This is a genomic window from Pandoraea communis (assembly GCF_902459745.1).
In the GTDB taxonomy this organism is placed as follows: Bacteria; Pseudomonadota; Gammaproteobacteria; order Burkholderiales; family Burkholderiaceae; genus Pandoraea; species Pandoraea communis.
The window spans coordinates 615,331-628,522 of the sequence record NZ_CABPSJ010000002.1 but is presented as its reverse complement, the minus strand read 5'-3'; the positions used below and the strand labels follow the sequence as shown (position 1 = coordinate 628,522).

Sequence of the window (13,192 nt, the reverse complement as noted above, 5' to 3'; positions counted from 1 at the left end):
ATGACGAGCGTGCAGAGCACGGCGGGCAACCCGCCGTTGCGGCCCATTCTCGAGCTGCAGAAGATATGTAAGCGGTTTGGCGCTGTCGTGGCCAATGACAGCGTCGATCTGGTCGTGCCTCGCGGGCGCATCGTTGCACTGCTCGGCGAGAATGGGTCGGGAAAGAGCACGCTGATGAAGCTGGTGTTTGGCATCACCCGTCCTGACAGCGGGGTGATTCTATTCAAAGGGCGAGAGCTCGCGGGGCATGACCCGCGCGATGCGATTGCCGTGGGCATCGGCATGATTCATCAGCATTTCATGCTCGTCGAGTCGATGGCCGTCGTGGACAACGTCATGCTCGGATGGCCCGCATCCGGACGCTGGCTACGCCGCGCAAAGATGGCGGAATTGGTCAGGAAGGCCAGCGCCCGCTACGGTCTGGAACTGGACCCCGAGAGTCTCGTCTCGGACCTCTCTTTTGGCCAGCGTCAGCGTGTCGAGATCGTCAAGGCGATCCTGCGCGGCGCGGATCTGCTTATCCTGGACGAACCCACCTCCAACCTGAGCGCACCTGAGGTGAAGAGCCTCACCAAGATCATGCACGTGTTCAAGGAGGAGGGGCGGTCGGTCATTTTCATCACCCACAAACTCGGGGAAGTGATGGAAGCCTGCGACGAGGGCATTGTCTTGCGCTCAGGCAGGGTGGCGAGCAAGTTTGTCGTAGCTCACACTCATCGATCCGAGCTTGCCCGTCTAATGGTCGATCGCGATATCGACGAGCCGACGCGTCGCGCCGAATTTGGCAATCGCGAAACCGTGCTTCAGGTTCGCGGCCTCACCGTCGCGGACAAGCTCGGCCAACCGCGGATCAACGACGTGAATTTCGAGTTGCGCCGCGGCGAGATTCTGGCGATTGCCGGCATCGATGGAAACGGTCAGACGGAACTCGCCGAGGCGCTTGCCGGACTGCGCCGGAGGAGGCGCGGTTCGATCACGCTCGATGGCGTCGACATCTCCGATATGGGGGCACGCGGCCGCCTCGCGGCAGGTATTGCTTATGTGCCAGTCGATCGTGCCCACACGAGCCTGATTCCTGCAATGACAGTCGAAGACAACCTCGCGATTCGAGATTTCTCCCGAAAGCCATTCAGCAAGGGGGCAATGCTCAATCGCAAGGCGTTTCGCCGTCGTGCTCAAGAACAGATCGCGGCGTTCCGGATTGCCTGCCCGGGGCCCGAGGGCATTGCCGGCGCGTTGTCCGGCGGCAATCAGCAAAAGATCGTGCTGGCGCGAGAGATAGGGCGAGAGCCACGTGTGCTGATCGCGATGCAGCCGACATGGGGCCTCGATCCGGGGGCGACGAGGTTCGTCGTGGACCGGATTCTGGCGCTTCGCGATGCCGGCGCGGCCGTCATCTACATTTCGGCAGAACTGGAAGAGGTGCTGATGCTGGGAGATCGCATCGGTGTATTGAGCGCGGGGCAATTGAAGGGCGTCGTCGCTCGCGAGCACGTCGATCTGACGCAGATCGGCATGCTGATGGCCGGGGCAGACGAGATGCCGGAACGTTCGAAAGCCATGGAGGGTTCGTTGACGTGATGAGCACCGAAGAGCCTACGATGGCAATTACCCGGCCAGAACCGCTGATCGACCGCATCTTGCAGCACCTCACGCTGGCTCGCGCCCTTAGAGACGCGATCCTTGCCGTTCTCCTCGCGTTCGGCCTGACGGCGATCTTCATCATGATGTCGGGGCACAACCCGGCGGTCGCATTCTGGCATATGGCGATCGGTGCATTTGGGTCGGCCGATGCAGTGGCCTTCGCCTTGAACAAGAGCGCGCCATACATCCTCGCGGCTGCCGGTATCGCCTTGTGTTTCCGCGCCCGCATCATCAGCATCGGTGCAGAAGGACAAATTGCCGTCGGCGGGATCTGCGCGACATGGGCGGCATTGCATACCGGCGATCTGTCCGGCCCGTTACCGCTTCTGATGTCACTGCTGAGTGCGGCCATCGGGGGAGCACTCTGGGCTTTCCTCGCGGCAGCGCTGCGAATTTGGCGAGGTGTCAATGAGGTCATCTCGACACTGATGCTCAATTTCGTGGGCCTTCTGCTGGTGGGTGAGGTGCTCAATGGTCCAATGGGCGAGCCGGGGGCCGGGTTTCCCCAATCCCCGGTGGTTCCGGATAGCACGTTCTTGCCGCTGCTGATTTCGAATACCGATCTGACGATTGGCATTCTGCTGGCAATCTTCGCCTGCCTGGCCGTAGCCTTTCTGCTGTGGAGGACCCCCTTCGGATTCGGCGCTCGCATGCTCGGTGCGAGTCCGTCGGCCGCTCGCTACTCGGGGGTGTCGCAGACACATGTCGTCATCGTTGCAATGTTGATCGCCGGCGGATTGGCCGGTGTCGCGGGGGCGATCGAAGTGCTCGGCGTGCAATCTCGCCTGATTGAAGGCTTTTCCGTCGGCTTCGGTTTCAAGGGGGTCGCTGTGGCGCTGCTGGCCGGACTGGACCCGCTGGCGGTCATTCCGGCGGGGCTGTTCTTTGGCTTCGTCGAGGCTGGCGCCCTCGCAATGCAGCGAGACATTGGCGTGCCGTCGTCACTTGTTTATGTGCTTCAAGGACTGACGATGGTGTTTGTGCTTTGCGCACGCGGGCTGGACCGGAGGCATAAGCGCGTATGAACCTCTTTCTCGACACGAACGTTGCGGCCGGACTGATTGCTTCCACGGTTCGCATTGCCACGCCGCTGATGTTCGCCGCGCTTGGCGCGACACTTTGCGAGGCCGCGGGAACCTTCGGCGTCTGCGTGGAAGGCATGATGTTGATGGGCGCGTTCTCGGGCGCGGTTGTCGAATACCTCAGCGGAAACTACATGGCCGGCCTTCTGTTCAGTGCATTGGGCGGTGCAGCCATTGGATTGATCATGACCGTCGTCACCGGCAGGTTCCGAACCGATCACATGGTCACGGGGCTATCGGTCAATATCCTGGTTGCAGGTGTGACGAGCTTTGCGCTTCGCGCCCTCTTTGGTGGACGTGCACCGAATCTGCAACTTCCTACGCCTGGCCCGGTGTTGATTCCCGGCTTATCGAAGCTGCCCGTCATCGGCCCCGGCCTGTTCCATCAGACATTGCTGACCTATGTCGCCTTTGCCTGTCCCTTCCTGCTTCACCTTCTGATGCGACGCACACAAACCGGGTTGTTGGTTCGTGCCACGGGCGAAAACCCGTCGGCGGTCTTCGCTGCCGGGTCCAACCCAGCCGCCGTGCGGGGTTGGGCGCTCATTGCCGCCGGGGCATTTGCCGGTGTGGGCGGCGCGGCGTTGGCGCTGGATCAATTGGGCACCTTCACCGACGGGATGACCAACGGCCGGGGATTCATTGCGCTCGCCGCCGTGTTGATCGGCCGCTGGCGGCCGGTGCCCGTCATGCTCGCCTGTCTGCTGTTCGGCGCGAGCAATGCCGTCGGTCTCAATATGCAGGGTTGGGGGCTGTCGACGAGTTCCTATGTGATCCAGATGGCCCCGTATCTGATGGCGCTCGCCGTCCTGTGTTTCTTCGGCCGTGCTACGCGCATGCCGTCTGCATTGGGCACGGCGATTGTCCGTCATTGATCGTCCATCGTCAGATATCGATAGACCGCCCGTCTTCACCGTTGATGCCTCGATGTCGTATTGGGAGAGGTTGGGCGCCACATCCGACGTATTTCGTATTCCGTAATCCGATGAAATTCATATCGATCTTTTAGGAACCTCTGATGAAGATCCATCTGCATAAAATTCCCATGATGTCGCCGAGCGATACGTCGGTGCTGGAACGCCTGATCGATAGCGGCGATATCGATCCGTCCACGATCGTTGCTGTCATTGGCAAAACTGAGGGCAATGGCGGCGCTAACGATTTCACGCGAGGGTTTGCCACGCAGTCATTTCAACTGCTGATTGCGAGCAAAATGGGCGTTTCGCGCGACGCCATCGCGAGCCGGATTTGCTTTGTCTGGTCGGGCGGCACGGAAGGGGTGCTATCGCCTCACGCAACCGTCTTCACGCGAGTCGATGACGATGGCGCTACAAGTTCCAACGGTGCGGCACGACTCGTTCTGGGTGTCACCGTAACCCGAGATCTTCTGCCCGAGGAAATCGGCACGCTCAGGCAAGTCGAGCTGGTTGCGGAGGCGGTACGTGGCGCGATGCTTCAGGCCTGCATTTCGGATCCCAGGGACGTCCATTACGTGCAGGTCAAAGGACCGTTGCTGACGCCGGCCCTCATCGCCGATGCAGACAAGCGTGGTAAGCCGATCGTCACCCGCGACGCGAATGCATCGAAGCCGTATGCGCGGGGCGCAACCGCGCTGGGGGTTGCCATCGCGCTCGACGAAGTGGATGCCTCCGGCGTGTCGAACGAAGCGATTGCGAAACGGCTCGAGCTGTACTCGTCGGTCGCGTCGACATCGGCGGGCGGGGAGCTGAGAAATTGCGAGGTACTCCTTTTCGGCAATTCACCACGGTCGACGAGCGATTTCTCGATTCGTCATCGTGTGTTGAATGACGTCATCGACGCGAATACTGTCCGGGATCTGATTGGCGATGCGCCAGGCGGCGCCGTTGCCGCGATCTTCGCAAAGGCCGACGCGAGTCCTGACGGCCGGATACGCGGGTGGAGAACCACGATGCTGACCGACGCCGATATCAACTATGAGCGCCACGCGCGTGCCGCGCTAGGGGCTGTAATCGGATCGATCACGAGCGACCCGGCGATCTTCGTTTCGGGCGGGACGGAGCATCAATGCGCGCCGGGAGAAATGCCGATTGCCGCCATCATTCGTCACTAAGTCGGGGATCCCTTTGCCGAAAGACGATCAGTTGTGGACCTATTCCGCCAGCGAACTGGCGACGGGGTTCGGGCGAGGCGAATACACGCCGATCGACGTTCTGGAGAGTGTCATCACTCGCATGGAGGGCATCAATCCACGCATCAACGCGGTGGTTACGACGGATCTTGATACCGCGCGCATCGCTGCGAAGGCGAGCGCGCAGCGATGGCGCAATGGCTGTCCGTCAGGCGCGCTGGATGGGGTTCCGATGACCGTCAAAGACAATGTCCCCGTGGCGGGAATGCGTGCGACGTGGGGGAGCGAACTTTTCGGCACCTACGTTCCGAGCGAGGATGAGTTGTGCGTGGCGCGTTTGCGTGCGGCGGGAGCCGTCATTGTGGGGAAGACGAATTGCCCCGAACTCACCGTGCAGGGATATACGGACAATGCGATTTTCGGGCTCACCCGGAATCCCTTCGACCTGGATCTGACGCCGGGCGGCTCGAGCGGCGGGGCCGTGGCTGCGGTCGCCGCAGGCATCTGCCCGATTGCGATCGCGACGGATGGCGGAGGATCGATTCGCCGGCCTGCGTCGTATACGGGACTCATCGGTATGAAGCCCTCGCGGGGCCGGGTTGCCCGTGCGGACGGCTTTGCCGCCATTCTTCATGACTGCGAGGTGGTCGGCCCCATTGCCCGTACCGTAGCGGACGTGCGCCGCGTGATGGAAATCATCGGCCGCCCCCATTTCCGCGATCCGCTGTCTGTGCTCCTCGCCGATGATGCTTACGAAGCGGCCTGCCCGAAGCCATGTCGAATTCTCTACTTGCCGGAGTTCGGTTCATCGCCGGTCGACCGTCAGATTGCCGATAGCGTGGCACAGGCCGCAGATCTGTTGTCGTCGCTGGGACATCGCGTCGAAGCCGGGGCGGTGCCATTCGACATCGACGCGCTCGGAATGGCATGGACGACCATCAGCCAGACCGGTCTGACGTGGTTGCTGAAGCGACATTCCAGCGGGGGAAATCGCGTGGGCGCTGATATTCAGGCAATGTACGAGGCCGGTAGCCGCTTACGGGCCGAGCAGTACTACGAGGCACTGGCGATGCTGGCGGAACTCAAATCCACACTCGCCGAGCTTTACGAAGCCTATGACCTGATCATGTCCCCCTCTGCCGCCGCAATGCCATGGCCTGCCGGCGAAGCGTTCCCAAACATCATCGACGATCAGCCTGTGGGGCCGCGCGGGCACGCGATCTTTACGGGGTTCGTCAACATGTCAGGTTGCGCGGCAATCAATTTGCCCTCGGCACCCAATGCGCGAGGCGTGCCGATCGGTTTTCAGCTCGTCGGCCCGGTGGGCGCCGACAAGTTGCTTTGCGACATCGGCGAGCAATACGAAAGTGCATTTCGTCCGCCACGTATTTGGCCTTTGCGCTAGGTCCGCTTGCCGTTATCGGGTGTCGGTGTCTCGGGCAAGGCCATCAACTGCATGTGACAGTCGACATGCGGGCGGAAATGATGGCCTTGACCTCGGCAGGCAGACGGCCACCGATGGCGGCCGTGACTTCGGCGGCAGCTACCATCACCGATTTGCTCAAACCGTCCAGGCGTTCGAGCGTGACGCGAAGCGTCGGGCCGACTACGGAGATCGCGGCGATGGGCAGCGAGAACTCGTTGAAGACTGGTGCCGCAATGCACCTTAACCCGATAGCCACCTCTTCGTTGTCGACGGCATATCCCGTCTGGCGAATTTCCCGCAGCGCTGAGTGAAGCGCAGTGCCACGATTAATCGATTGCGGTGTCAGACGCGGGAGGCCTTGCTGGACCAATTGCGTGACGCGCTCCGGGGGCAACCACGCAAGAATCGACTTTCCCATGGCCGTGTTCGCGAGCGGTGAGCGCTGCCCCGGACGACAGATGGCGCGCATCGTCTGCTTGCTCTCGATCTGATGCAACAGCAGGATTTCGTCCTGATCGAGTCCTCCGACATTCACCGTCTCTCCGACGATATCGCGCAGACGCCGCAGCATAGGCGTTGCGATGGCGACCATGTCGCGGCGCTGCATGAACGCCGACCCGACGGCAAAACACTGCGGGCCGATTCTCCACAGATTTTTCTCCGATTCGAACACCACGAAGCGTCGCTGCTGAAGCGTTGTGAGCAGTCGATGAATCGTCGGGGCGGGCAGGCCGCTGCGCTCGGCAAGATCGACGAGCCGGTAGCCGTCGTCATCTTCCGAAAGGATTTCCAGCACGGTGAGCGCTCTCGATAGCGCCTGAACGGAGGACTTATCTTCGCGCAGGATGGGTTCCACCTTGCGTGATGCGTCGTTGCGAGACTTTCCGGGGAGCAGTGCCATACGCGTTATACCGAAAGTTGCCGCGCGCGATCCCGAAGCGCAGGCGATACCGCGTACGGTCGGTGAGGGGGCGACGGGGTTTGACAGCTATCGGGGAAAAGCAAGCAAACAACGTGCCTTCGTATTTCCGTGAAAAAGCCGTCGATTTGCACCACGGCAGTGGCGTGTGCGTTGTCATTGACCCGTTACAGGGAACGGGATGCACCACAAGCGAACATGGTGTCGGGCGGCACGTGGCGTCCAACGCATTTTTTCTCTAACTATATGAAGTGGCGAGGTTTTTTCGGCGGACTTCCATCCTGCGAAATGTCGAATGTGTCGTGATTCTGGCTCGTTAATTTACAGCGGGTCCTTTGACAGTCGAACTGCTGACAGAGGGGTCAACAATCACACAGAGCAGACCAACTCAATCATGAATGTCAAATCGGAAGCCACGCTTCGCCGCACCATGTTTCCTTGGCTCGCAACGGCATTGATCGTCGCGCCGACGCTCGCGTCGGCGCAGGTGCTGGAAACATGGCAGCCTCCGGAAGCCAGCAGTCTTGCGGGGCTCTTCACGCAAGGCCATGTCTCGGGGGATGTGCGCGCGTTCTACTACGGCGCGCACAATGCGTTCTATAACAAGGGACTCAACCAGAACACGATCAATTACGGCGGTGGCTTGACGTTGCAATCGGCGTCGCTCTACGGCATTTCCTTTGGCGTGAGCGCATACGCTTCGCGTCCCTTGCTTCACCCGTCAGACTCGTCTCGCGTAGATGGCAGTCTTGGGCCGTCATTCACGACACTCGGCGAGGCCTATGTCCAGTACCGGAAGTCGCTATTTACGGCGACGGCGGGGAATCAGTCGTTCGACGTGCCGTTCATCTCACCGTACGACTACCGCATTGCGCCGCAACTGTTTCAGGGGGTCTCGGGCAGATACGGCACGAAGGACAATTACATCGAGGCCTTCCGGATGTTCCGTTGGAAATCGTGGACCAGCGACTCGTTCACCGACAGAACGGCTTACAACTCGGACTTCGATGGCGGCTCGACGATTGGCATGAAGGGCACGCCGGGCTTTTACGGTGCTGGCGGTGCCGGTAAGCAATCGTTTGGCGCTTACGGTGTGGACGGACAGGCGTGGTACGTGAACTACATGAACTATGCGCGAATGTTCTATGCAGACGGCCATGTGTCGCTGAACGAGGGTGTGCTTCAACCGTATGCGGGCATTCAGGTCGCGTATGAGAACGGTGGTGATAGCAATCTTCTGGGGCGCATTCGCAGTCAGGTCTACGGCTTTCAAGTCGGCGTGAAGCACAATTCGTTGAATGTCTCGCTGGGCTACGACTACACAAGGCCAGACGCCAACGCCTACCAGAATGGCTCGCTGGTGACGCCCTATGCCCATAACATGTCATCGGGACCGTTCTTTGCCCAGCCGTTCATCACCAGCACGCAGGATTTGGGCGCTGGCAGGGCTTATGGGCTGTCGATCAGTGGCAAGCCTGTGGACAACCTGACGCTAGGCACCCAGTACTCGTTCATGGATCTCGTGAGCACCCCTGGGGCGCCGAGTCTGAATCAGTCCGAGTACCTGGTGTACGTCATGTACAACTTTCAGGGAAAGCTGAAGGGCTTCAGTATCGTCGACTTCTTCGCCTATCAGTCGTCACCGGCCAAGCCCGCAAAGTTCTTCCAGAATCGCTTGCAGCTTCAGTATGCATGGGGCCAATAATGAGTTCACCCGGCAGACGATAGTCTGCCGGGGCGTTAATAGCCCGATGCGCCGGGACTCAGGCGGGGGCGTGAGGCCGGAAAGTGCCTTGATGCCGGCGGCTGTCCAGACCGGGACGCCTGGGCGGCTCAGTCATCAAACACCGCATTTGCTCATCATCCCGGCGACTTCCCTCGTCAGCTGCGCCTCCCAGCGTTGCAAGATATAGACGCACACGGCCGACGAGTGGATGCCTTCGCATGGCCAATTCAGTGGCAGCGTGCCCGTCTTTGCCTTCTGGATGCTGTTGCCGCCACCGTCGGTCTGGTTGGCCGTCTGCGCGGCCTGATTGGCGGCGTCGTCGAGTTCCGCAATGCGTTGGTTGACGGTCGCCATCGTGACGCCTTTGCGACGCATGTCCGCCAGCGTCTCCGGTACGGAGGTTGTGAGGATCGCCTGCCGCGCCTGTGCCAGATCGCTATTTGTGTAAGCCCGCAGGTTCGGTGCCAGATAGCTGAAGTCGCCGCGACATTCCGGGGATGCGCTCCCGCCTTTGGCTGCGCCGGATGTCGCCGCACTCGTCTTGAGCATCACGCCGGGCCCTGTCGCCGCGGCATCTGCCCGCACTGCCCGCCGTGCGGGCAATTTGCTCTGAGGTACCTGCACCAGACTGCCGTCTTGCAACGTAATCGATGCGTTACGAAGTTCGAGAAAGTCCTCGTCGACGACGCCCAACTGGCCCTTGACGTTCAGTGATGTCATGCCGTCCAGCCGCCGGGCCTGCGCGCTGGGCATCGGCACACCGATCGGCACGCCCTGATAGGTGCCTGAGAAATAGCTACCGTCCGCGTTGTAATCGTGCACGGCAACTTCCATCTCGAAGGGCTGCGCGAGTTTCGCGACGCGATTGCGGTACTCGGCCGTCGTTTCGTATTTGTCTTTCTGGAGCGACTTCAGGAACGTGGCGTACGCATCGCCTTTGCCGTTTGCGCTCGATTGCGCGAAGCGCGTGATCCGGATCGGTTTGACCTTGTTCCATTCACCTGCCTCGGCCAGCGTGTAGGCCACCGTTGATCCGCGCAGCCGTCCAGCCGGCTGTTGCACCAATTGGCCAGTCTTGCTATCGAACACCTGCGCAAAATCGTCATCGCGGTCATCGCCGTAAGCCGGGTTGCCAACGATCACGTACTGGCTGCCCGGGGCTGTGGGTCGCGCGCTTACGTAGTCGCCGCGTACCTTCGTCGTCACTGTCCTGCGGACCTGCAGCGTATCGGGATCGAGCAGCGTCAACTGCCCCGACTTGCCGTCCATTACCGCCGCGAAATCGCCGTCGCGAAAGAACCGGCCCGGAATATTGAGTGCCTGCAACCGGCAGTTCGGCACGTCGACACTTGCCGGCGGCGTACTGATGCTGACACGCCCTTGTTTGTCGGCGCTGAGCCAGCCGTCGTTGCGCGGCAACTCGCACAGCAACTTGTTGGCGCGCACATCCCAGACCCTGAACGGCATCGTCTTTTCAGGCTCGCCGCCGTTTAGCCAGGAGACCGCGTAGCGTCCGTCTTCGACGACGACGTACACCGCTGAGGCATATTCGCTGCCCTTGCGGCCATCGCCCGAAAACGACGCTGTCTGCTGGCCGTTGACGTAAATCGACACCTCATTGCCACGCTGTACGATGACCTGGAACTTGCCGTCTTTCGTCAGGCGAGGGTCGCAGCGATTGGCCGCCTGTCCGCTGAGATCCATCTGGGCGATCGGCTTGCCGCTGGTGTCGTAGAGTGCGACCTGATGACAGACGTTCGGCGAGAAAGTTTGGTGACTGCCGTAAATGCGGTTTTCATACGCATATACCGACCATCCTTTCGGCCACGACATCAGCACACGCCCCTGGAGATCGACCAGTTCGACGCCGATGGTCATGCCGGAAATGCCAGTGATGAGAAGGGATTGATTCCCTGCGAAAGAGAGGACGACGGATGAATCCGGTTTGGGCAAGGTGTAGACGACACGCTCCGCGCCACCTGCGAATGGCCGCACGACGACCTGATTCGATGTGTTGACGTACGCCAGAAGACTACTGTCCTGTGAAACAGCCGGTGACATACGGGACATGATGCCCACCTCGCCGCCGCTCGAAGCCGGGTTACGCTCGAGCAGCTTGCGATTAATGACCAGATGGCTTGCCCATTCCGGCGGCGGCGCGAGCGCGGCGAGTTCCTGGGACGAGGCTTGCGCACGCGCCGCCGCAGCGCGCTGACGCTGATCGTCCTCTTGCTGCTTTTTCTGGGCATCAGCGGCGTCGCGCCGTGCTTGCTCGGCCGCTGCCTGTGCCCGGCGGTTCGCATTGTCACGATCATTCTGGTCAAGCACAGTCTGCAATTGCTGCAAACTGCGCATGACCGCGCCGACATCGGCTGCCAGCGCAGCGGATGAGCCGAGTGCGAACACAGCAGCGAGGCCAACCACATTGGCCGCGATTCGTTTCGTTTTCATTGACATTCTCCTGTCGCGTACGCTGCGCGATCACCTTGGCAGCCGAAGCCTACGCTATGCGATTATCTCGTCGCGCGACGCCTGTTGTACTCATCCATTTGAAGGATGCGAAGGTATCGCGCTGCGCGCCCACACCTGCCCCCGATGCTATATAAGCAAGCTTTATCTTGGGTATCGGATCGGAAGCCGCCGCTGTGGTTTACGCACAAACCCTGATCGGCAAGTGACTTGACAGCGTAAATTTGTCCATCGATGGTATACAGAATACTGAATTGGGTGTTCCATGATGACAAATTCCACGGCCGCCGCGCGCGCTCCCGGTGAAGCTTCGGGGTCGACGCCATCCGCTGTCAACTGGCATTACGCGACGATTTCCGCGGCTCAGGAGGCCCTGCGACGAGGGGAAACCACGTCGACGGATCTCGTGGCTGCGTGTGAGACCGTCTGGCGCCAGTCCAATCCGCAACTGAACGCGGTTGTCGTGAGCGATTTCGATCAGGCCTATGCGGTGGCGCAGGCGCGTGATGCGGAACTGCGTGCGGGCAGGGTCCGAGGCCCTTTGCACGGGGTGCCGTTCACGATCAAGGAGTCGTTCGACGTCAAGGATTGGCCGACCAGCGTTGGTGATCCGGCATTCGCGGACAACATCGCGGTGCGTCACGCCAGCGTTGTTCAGCGGTTGACAGACGCCGGGGCCGTCCTGCTCGGTAAAACCAACGTGCCGATCTGGCTGCGTGACTGGCAAAGCTACAACGATGTTTACGGCACGACGCGCAACCCGCACGATACCTCGCGCACACCGGGTGGGTCGTCCGGTGGCAGTGCCGCCGCCGTCTGCTCGGGCATGGCTTTCTTCGACGTGGGCTCGGATATTGGTTCATCGGTCCGCAACCCCGCCCATTACTGTGGCATCTTTTCGCACAAGAGCACCCACGGTCTGGTGCCTCTTGACGGTCACGGGCTGCCGGGCGGAATGACATTTCCCGACATTAACGTTGCCGGGCCGCTCGCACGAAGCGCTAACGACCTCGAGTTGGTGCTCTCGGCCATTGCCGGCCCGACCGCCGACGCTGCCTGCGCCGTCCGTTTCGAGTTGCCTCGGTGCGACGCCAGCGATCTGAGCCAGATCCGCTTCGGCATTCTGCCCAACCATCCGATTGCCGAAGTCGATGCACAGGTGGAGCAGTGCATCGTGGCGCTCGGAAAAGACCTCGAGCGACGCGGAGCGACCGTGGTGTGGAATGCGCGTCCGTCGCTGGACGCTGGCGAGTTGCTACGCGTCTACATACTGATGCTGCGCGCGGCCACCTGCGGCTATCTCGGAGACGACGCCTTCGCGGCCGCCGTCTCCGCCGCCGCCGAGGTGCCGGAGGACGACATGCGTTATGCATCGCTCCAATATGTCGGGGCCGTCATGCGGCATCGCGACTGGCTCAAGCTGCAACCGCTGCGCGAGCGCTTTGCCGCCGCCTGGCGCGCGCTATTCGAGCAGGTCGACGTGCTGTTGTGCCCCGTGGCCGCTACGCCGGCGTTCACGTTGAACGAGACGGGCGCACCGTGGCAACGCACGCTGGACGTCAACGGACAGGCGCAGCCACTCACCACACAGATTTTCTGGGCCGGTCACTCCGGTCTGTGCGGCTTGCCCTCGAGCGTCGCCCCGGCAGGGCGCACTGTCGACGGGCTGCCCGTGGGCGTTCAGATCGTGGCCCCGCTGTATCACGACCTGCGCTCGATCCATGTAGCCAGACTGCTGGAAGCCGCCGGCTACGCCTTTGTACCTCCCGCCTGACACCCCGGAAATCCCCAATCCCCACAACACCACGACAACCTA

General features: G+C 61.2%; 9 protein-coding genes. 7 read left to right on the top strand and 2 right to left on the bottom strand.

The window, feature by feature from the left end; all coding sequences use genetic code 11:
- The 5 genes from PCO31110_RS09335 (at position 1) to PCO31110_RS09315 (ending at position 6,241) form a co-directional block, all read left to right on the top strand.
- The gene (locus tag PCO31110_RS09335; RefSeq protein WP_150690232.1) at positions 1-1,581 is read left to right on the top strand and encodes an ABC transporter ATP-binding protein; all 1,581 of its coding nucleotides are present in this window, start codon (positions 1-3) and stop codon (positions 1,579-1,581) included.
- Positions 1,582-1,601: 20 nt separating this feature from the next.
- The gene (locus PCO31110_RS09330; protein ID WP_168162865.1) at positions 1,602-2,669 is read left to right on the top strand and encodes an ABC transporter permease; all 1,068 of its coding nucleotides are present in this window, start codon (positions 1,602-1,604) and stop codon (positions 2,667-2,669) included.
- Positions 2,666-3,601 carry an ABC transporter permease gene (locus tag PCO31110_RS09325; RefSeq protein WP_010806164.1) on the top strand — a complete coding sequence of 312 codons (936 nt, stop codon included), beginning with the start codon at positions 2,666-2,668 and terminating at the stop codon, positions 3,599-3,601. The genes PCO31110_RS09330 and PCO31110_RS09325 overlap by 4 nt, the downstream gene beginning before the upstream one ends.
- Positions 3,602-3,744: 143 nt before the next feature.
- On the top strand, positions 3,745-4,818 hold the full coding sequence (gene atzD / locus PCO31110_RS09320; RefSeq protein ID WP_010806163.1) for a cyanuric acid amidohydrolase: 1,074 nt from the start codon (positions 3,745-3,747) through the stop codon (positions 4,816-4,818).
- Positions 4,819-4,831: 13 nt separating this feature from the next.
- On the top strand, positions 4,832-6,241 hold the full coding sequence (locus PCO31110_RS09315) for an amidase (protein ID WP_010806162.1): 1,410 nt from the start codon (positions 4,832-4,834) through the stop codon (positions 6,239-6,241).
- A gap of 43 nt (positions 6,242-6,284) precedes the next feature.
- On the opposite strand, the gene PCO31110_RS09310 is transcribed toward PCO31110_RS09315, so the two are convergent.
- The gene (locus tag PCO31110_RS09310) at positions 6,285-7,163 is read right to left on the bottom strand and encodes an IclR family transcriptional regulator (RefSeq protein WP_010806161.1); all 879 of its coding nucleotides are present in this window, start codon (positions 7,161-7,163) and stop codon (positions 6,285-6,287) included.
- A 412-nt stretch (positions 7,164-7,575) separates the two neighbouring features.
- Here PCO31110_RS09310 and PCO31110_RS09305 point away from each other — a divergent pair, with 412 nt between their 5' ends.
- Positions 7,576-8,886: a hypothetical protein gene (locus PCO31110_RS09305; RefSeq protein ID WP_150690231.1), complete on the top strand. Its 1,311-nt coding sequence runs from the start codon at positions 7,576-7,578 to the stop codon at positions 8,884-8,886.
- Positions 8,887-9,021: 135 nt separating this feature from the next.
- Here the strand turns inward: PCO31110_RS09305 and PCO31110_RS09300 are convergent, their stop codons facing one another.
- Complete coding sequence (locus PCO31110_RS09300; protein WP_150690230.1) at positions 9,022-11,358, bottom strand: WD40 repeat domain-containing protein; 2,337 nt, start codon at positions 11,356-11,358, stop codon at positions 9,022-9,024.
- A gap of 283 nt (positions 11,359-11,641) precedes the next feature.
- On the opposite strand from PCO31110_RS09300, the gene PCO31110_RS09295 reads away from it, so the two are divergent.
- On the top strand, positions 11,642-13,150 hold the full coding sequence (locus PCO31110_RS09295) for an amidase (protein ID WP_010806158.1): 1,509 nt from the start codon (positions 11,642-11,644) through the stop codon (positions 13,148-13,150).
- Positions 13,151-13,192 lie beyond the last annotated feature (42 nt).

What these genes read in the sequence shown, in the direction of transcription:
- PCO31110_RS09295 (WP_010806158.1), top strand. Translation starts at nt 11,642, where the DNA reads ATGATGACAAATTCCACGGCCGCCGCGCGCGCTCCCGGTGAAGCTTCG.
- PCO31110_RS09325 (WP_010806164.1), top strand. Translation starts at nt 2,666, where the DNA reads ATGAACCTCTTTCTCGACACGAACGTTGCGGCCGGACTGATTGCTTCC.
- atzD (WP_010806163.1), top strand. Translation starts at nt 3,745, where the DNA reads ATGAAGATCCATCTGCATAAAATTCCCATGATGTCGCCGAGCGATACG.
- PCO31110_RS09305 (WP_150690231.1), top strand. Translation starts at nt 7,576, where the DNA reads ATGAATGTCAAATCGGAAGCCACGCTTCGCCGCACCATGTTTCCTTGG.
- PCO31110_RS09335 (WP_150690232.1), top strand. Translation starts at nt 1, where the DNA reads ATGACGAGCGTGCAGAGCACGGCGGGCAACCCGCCGTTGCGGCCCATT.
- PCO31110_RS09300 (WP_150690230.1), bottom strand. Translation starts at nt 11,358, where the DNA reads ATGAAAACGAAACGAATCGCGGCCAATGTGGTTGGCCTCGCTGCTGTG.
- PCO31110_RS09310 (WP_010806161.1), bottom strand. Translation starts at nt 7,163, where the DNA reads ATGGCACTGCTCCCCGGAAAGTCTCGCAACGACGCATCACGCAAGGTG.
- PCO31110_RS09330 (WP_168162865.1), top strand. Translation starts at nt 1,602, where the DNA reads ATGGCAATTACCCGGCCAGAACCGCTGATCGACCGCATCTTGCAGCAC.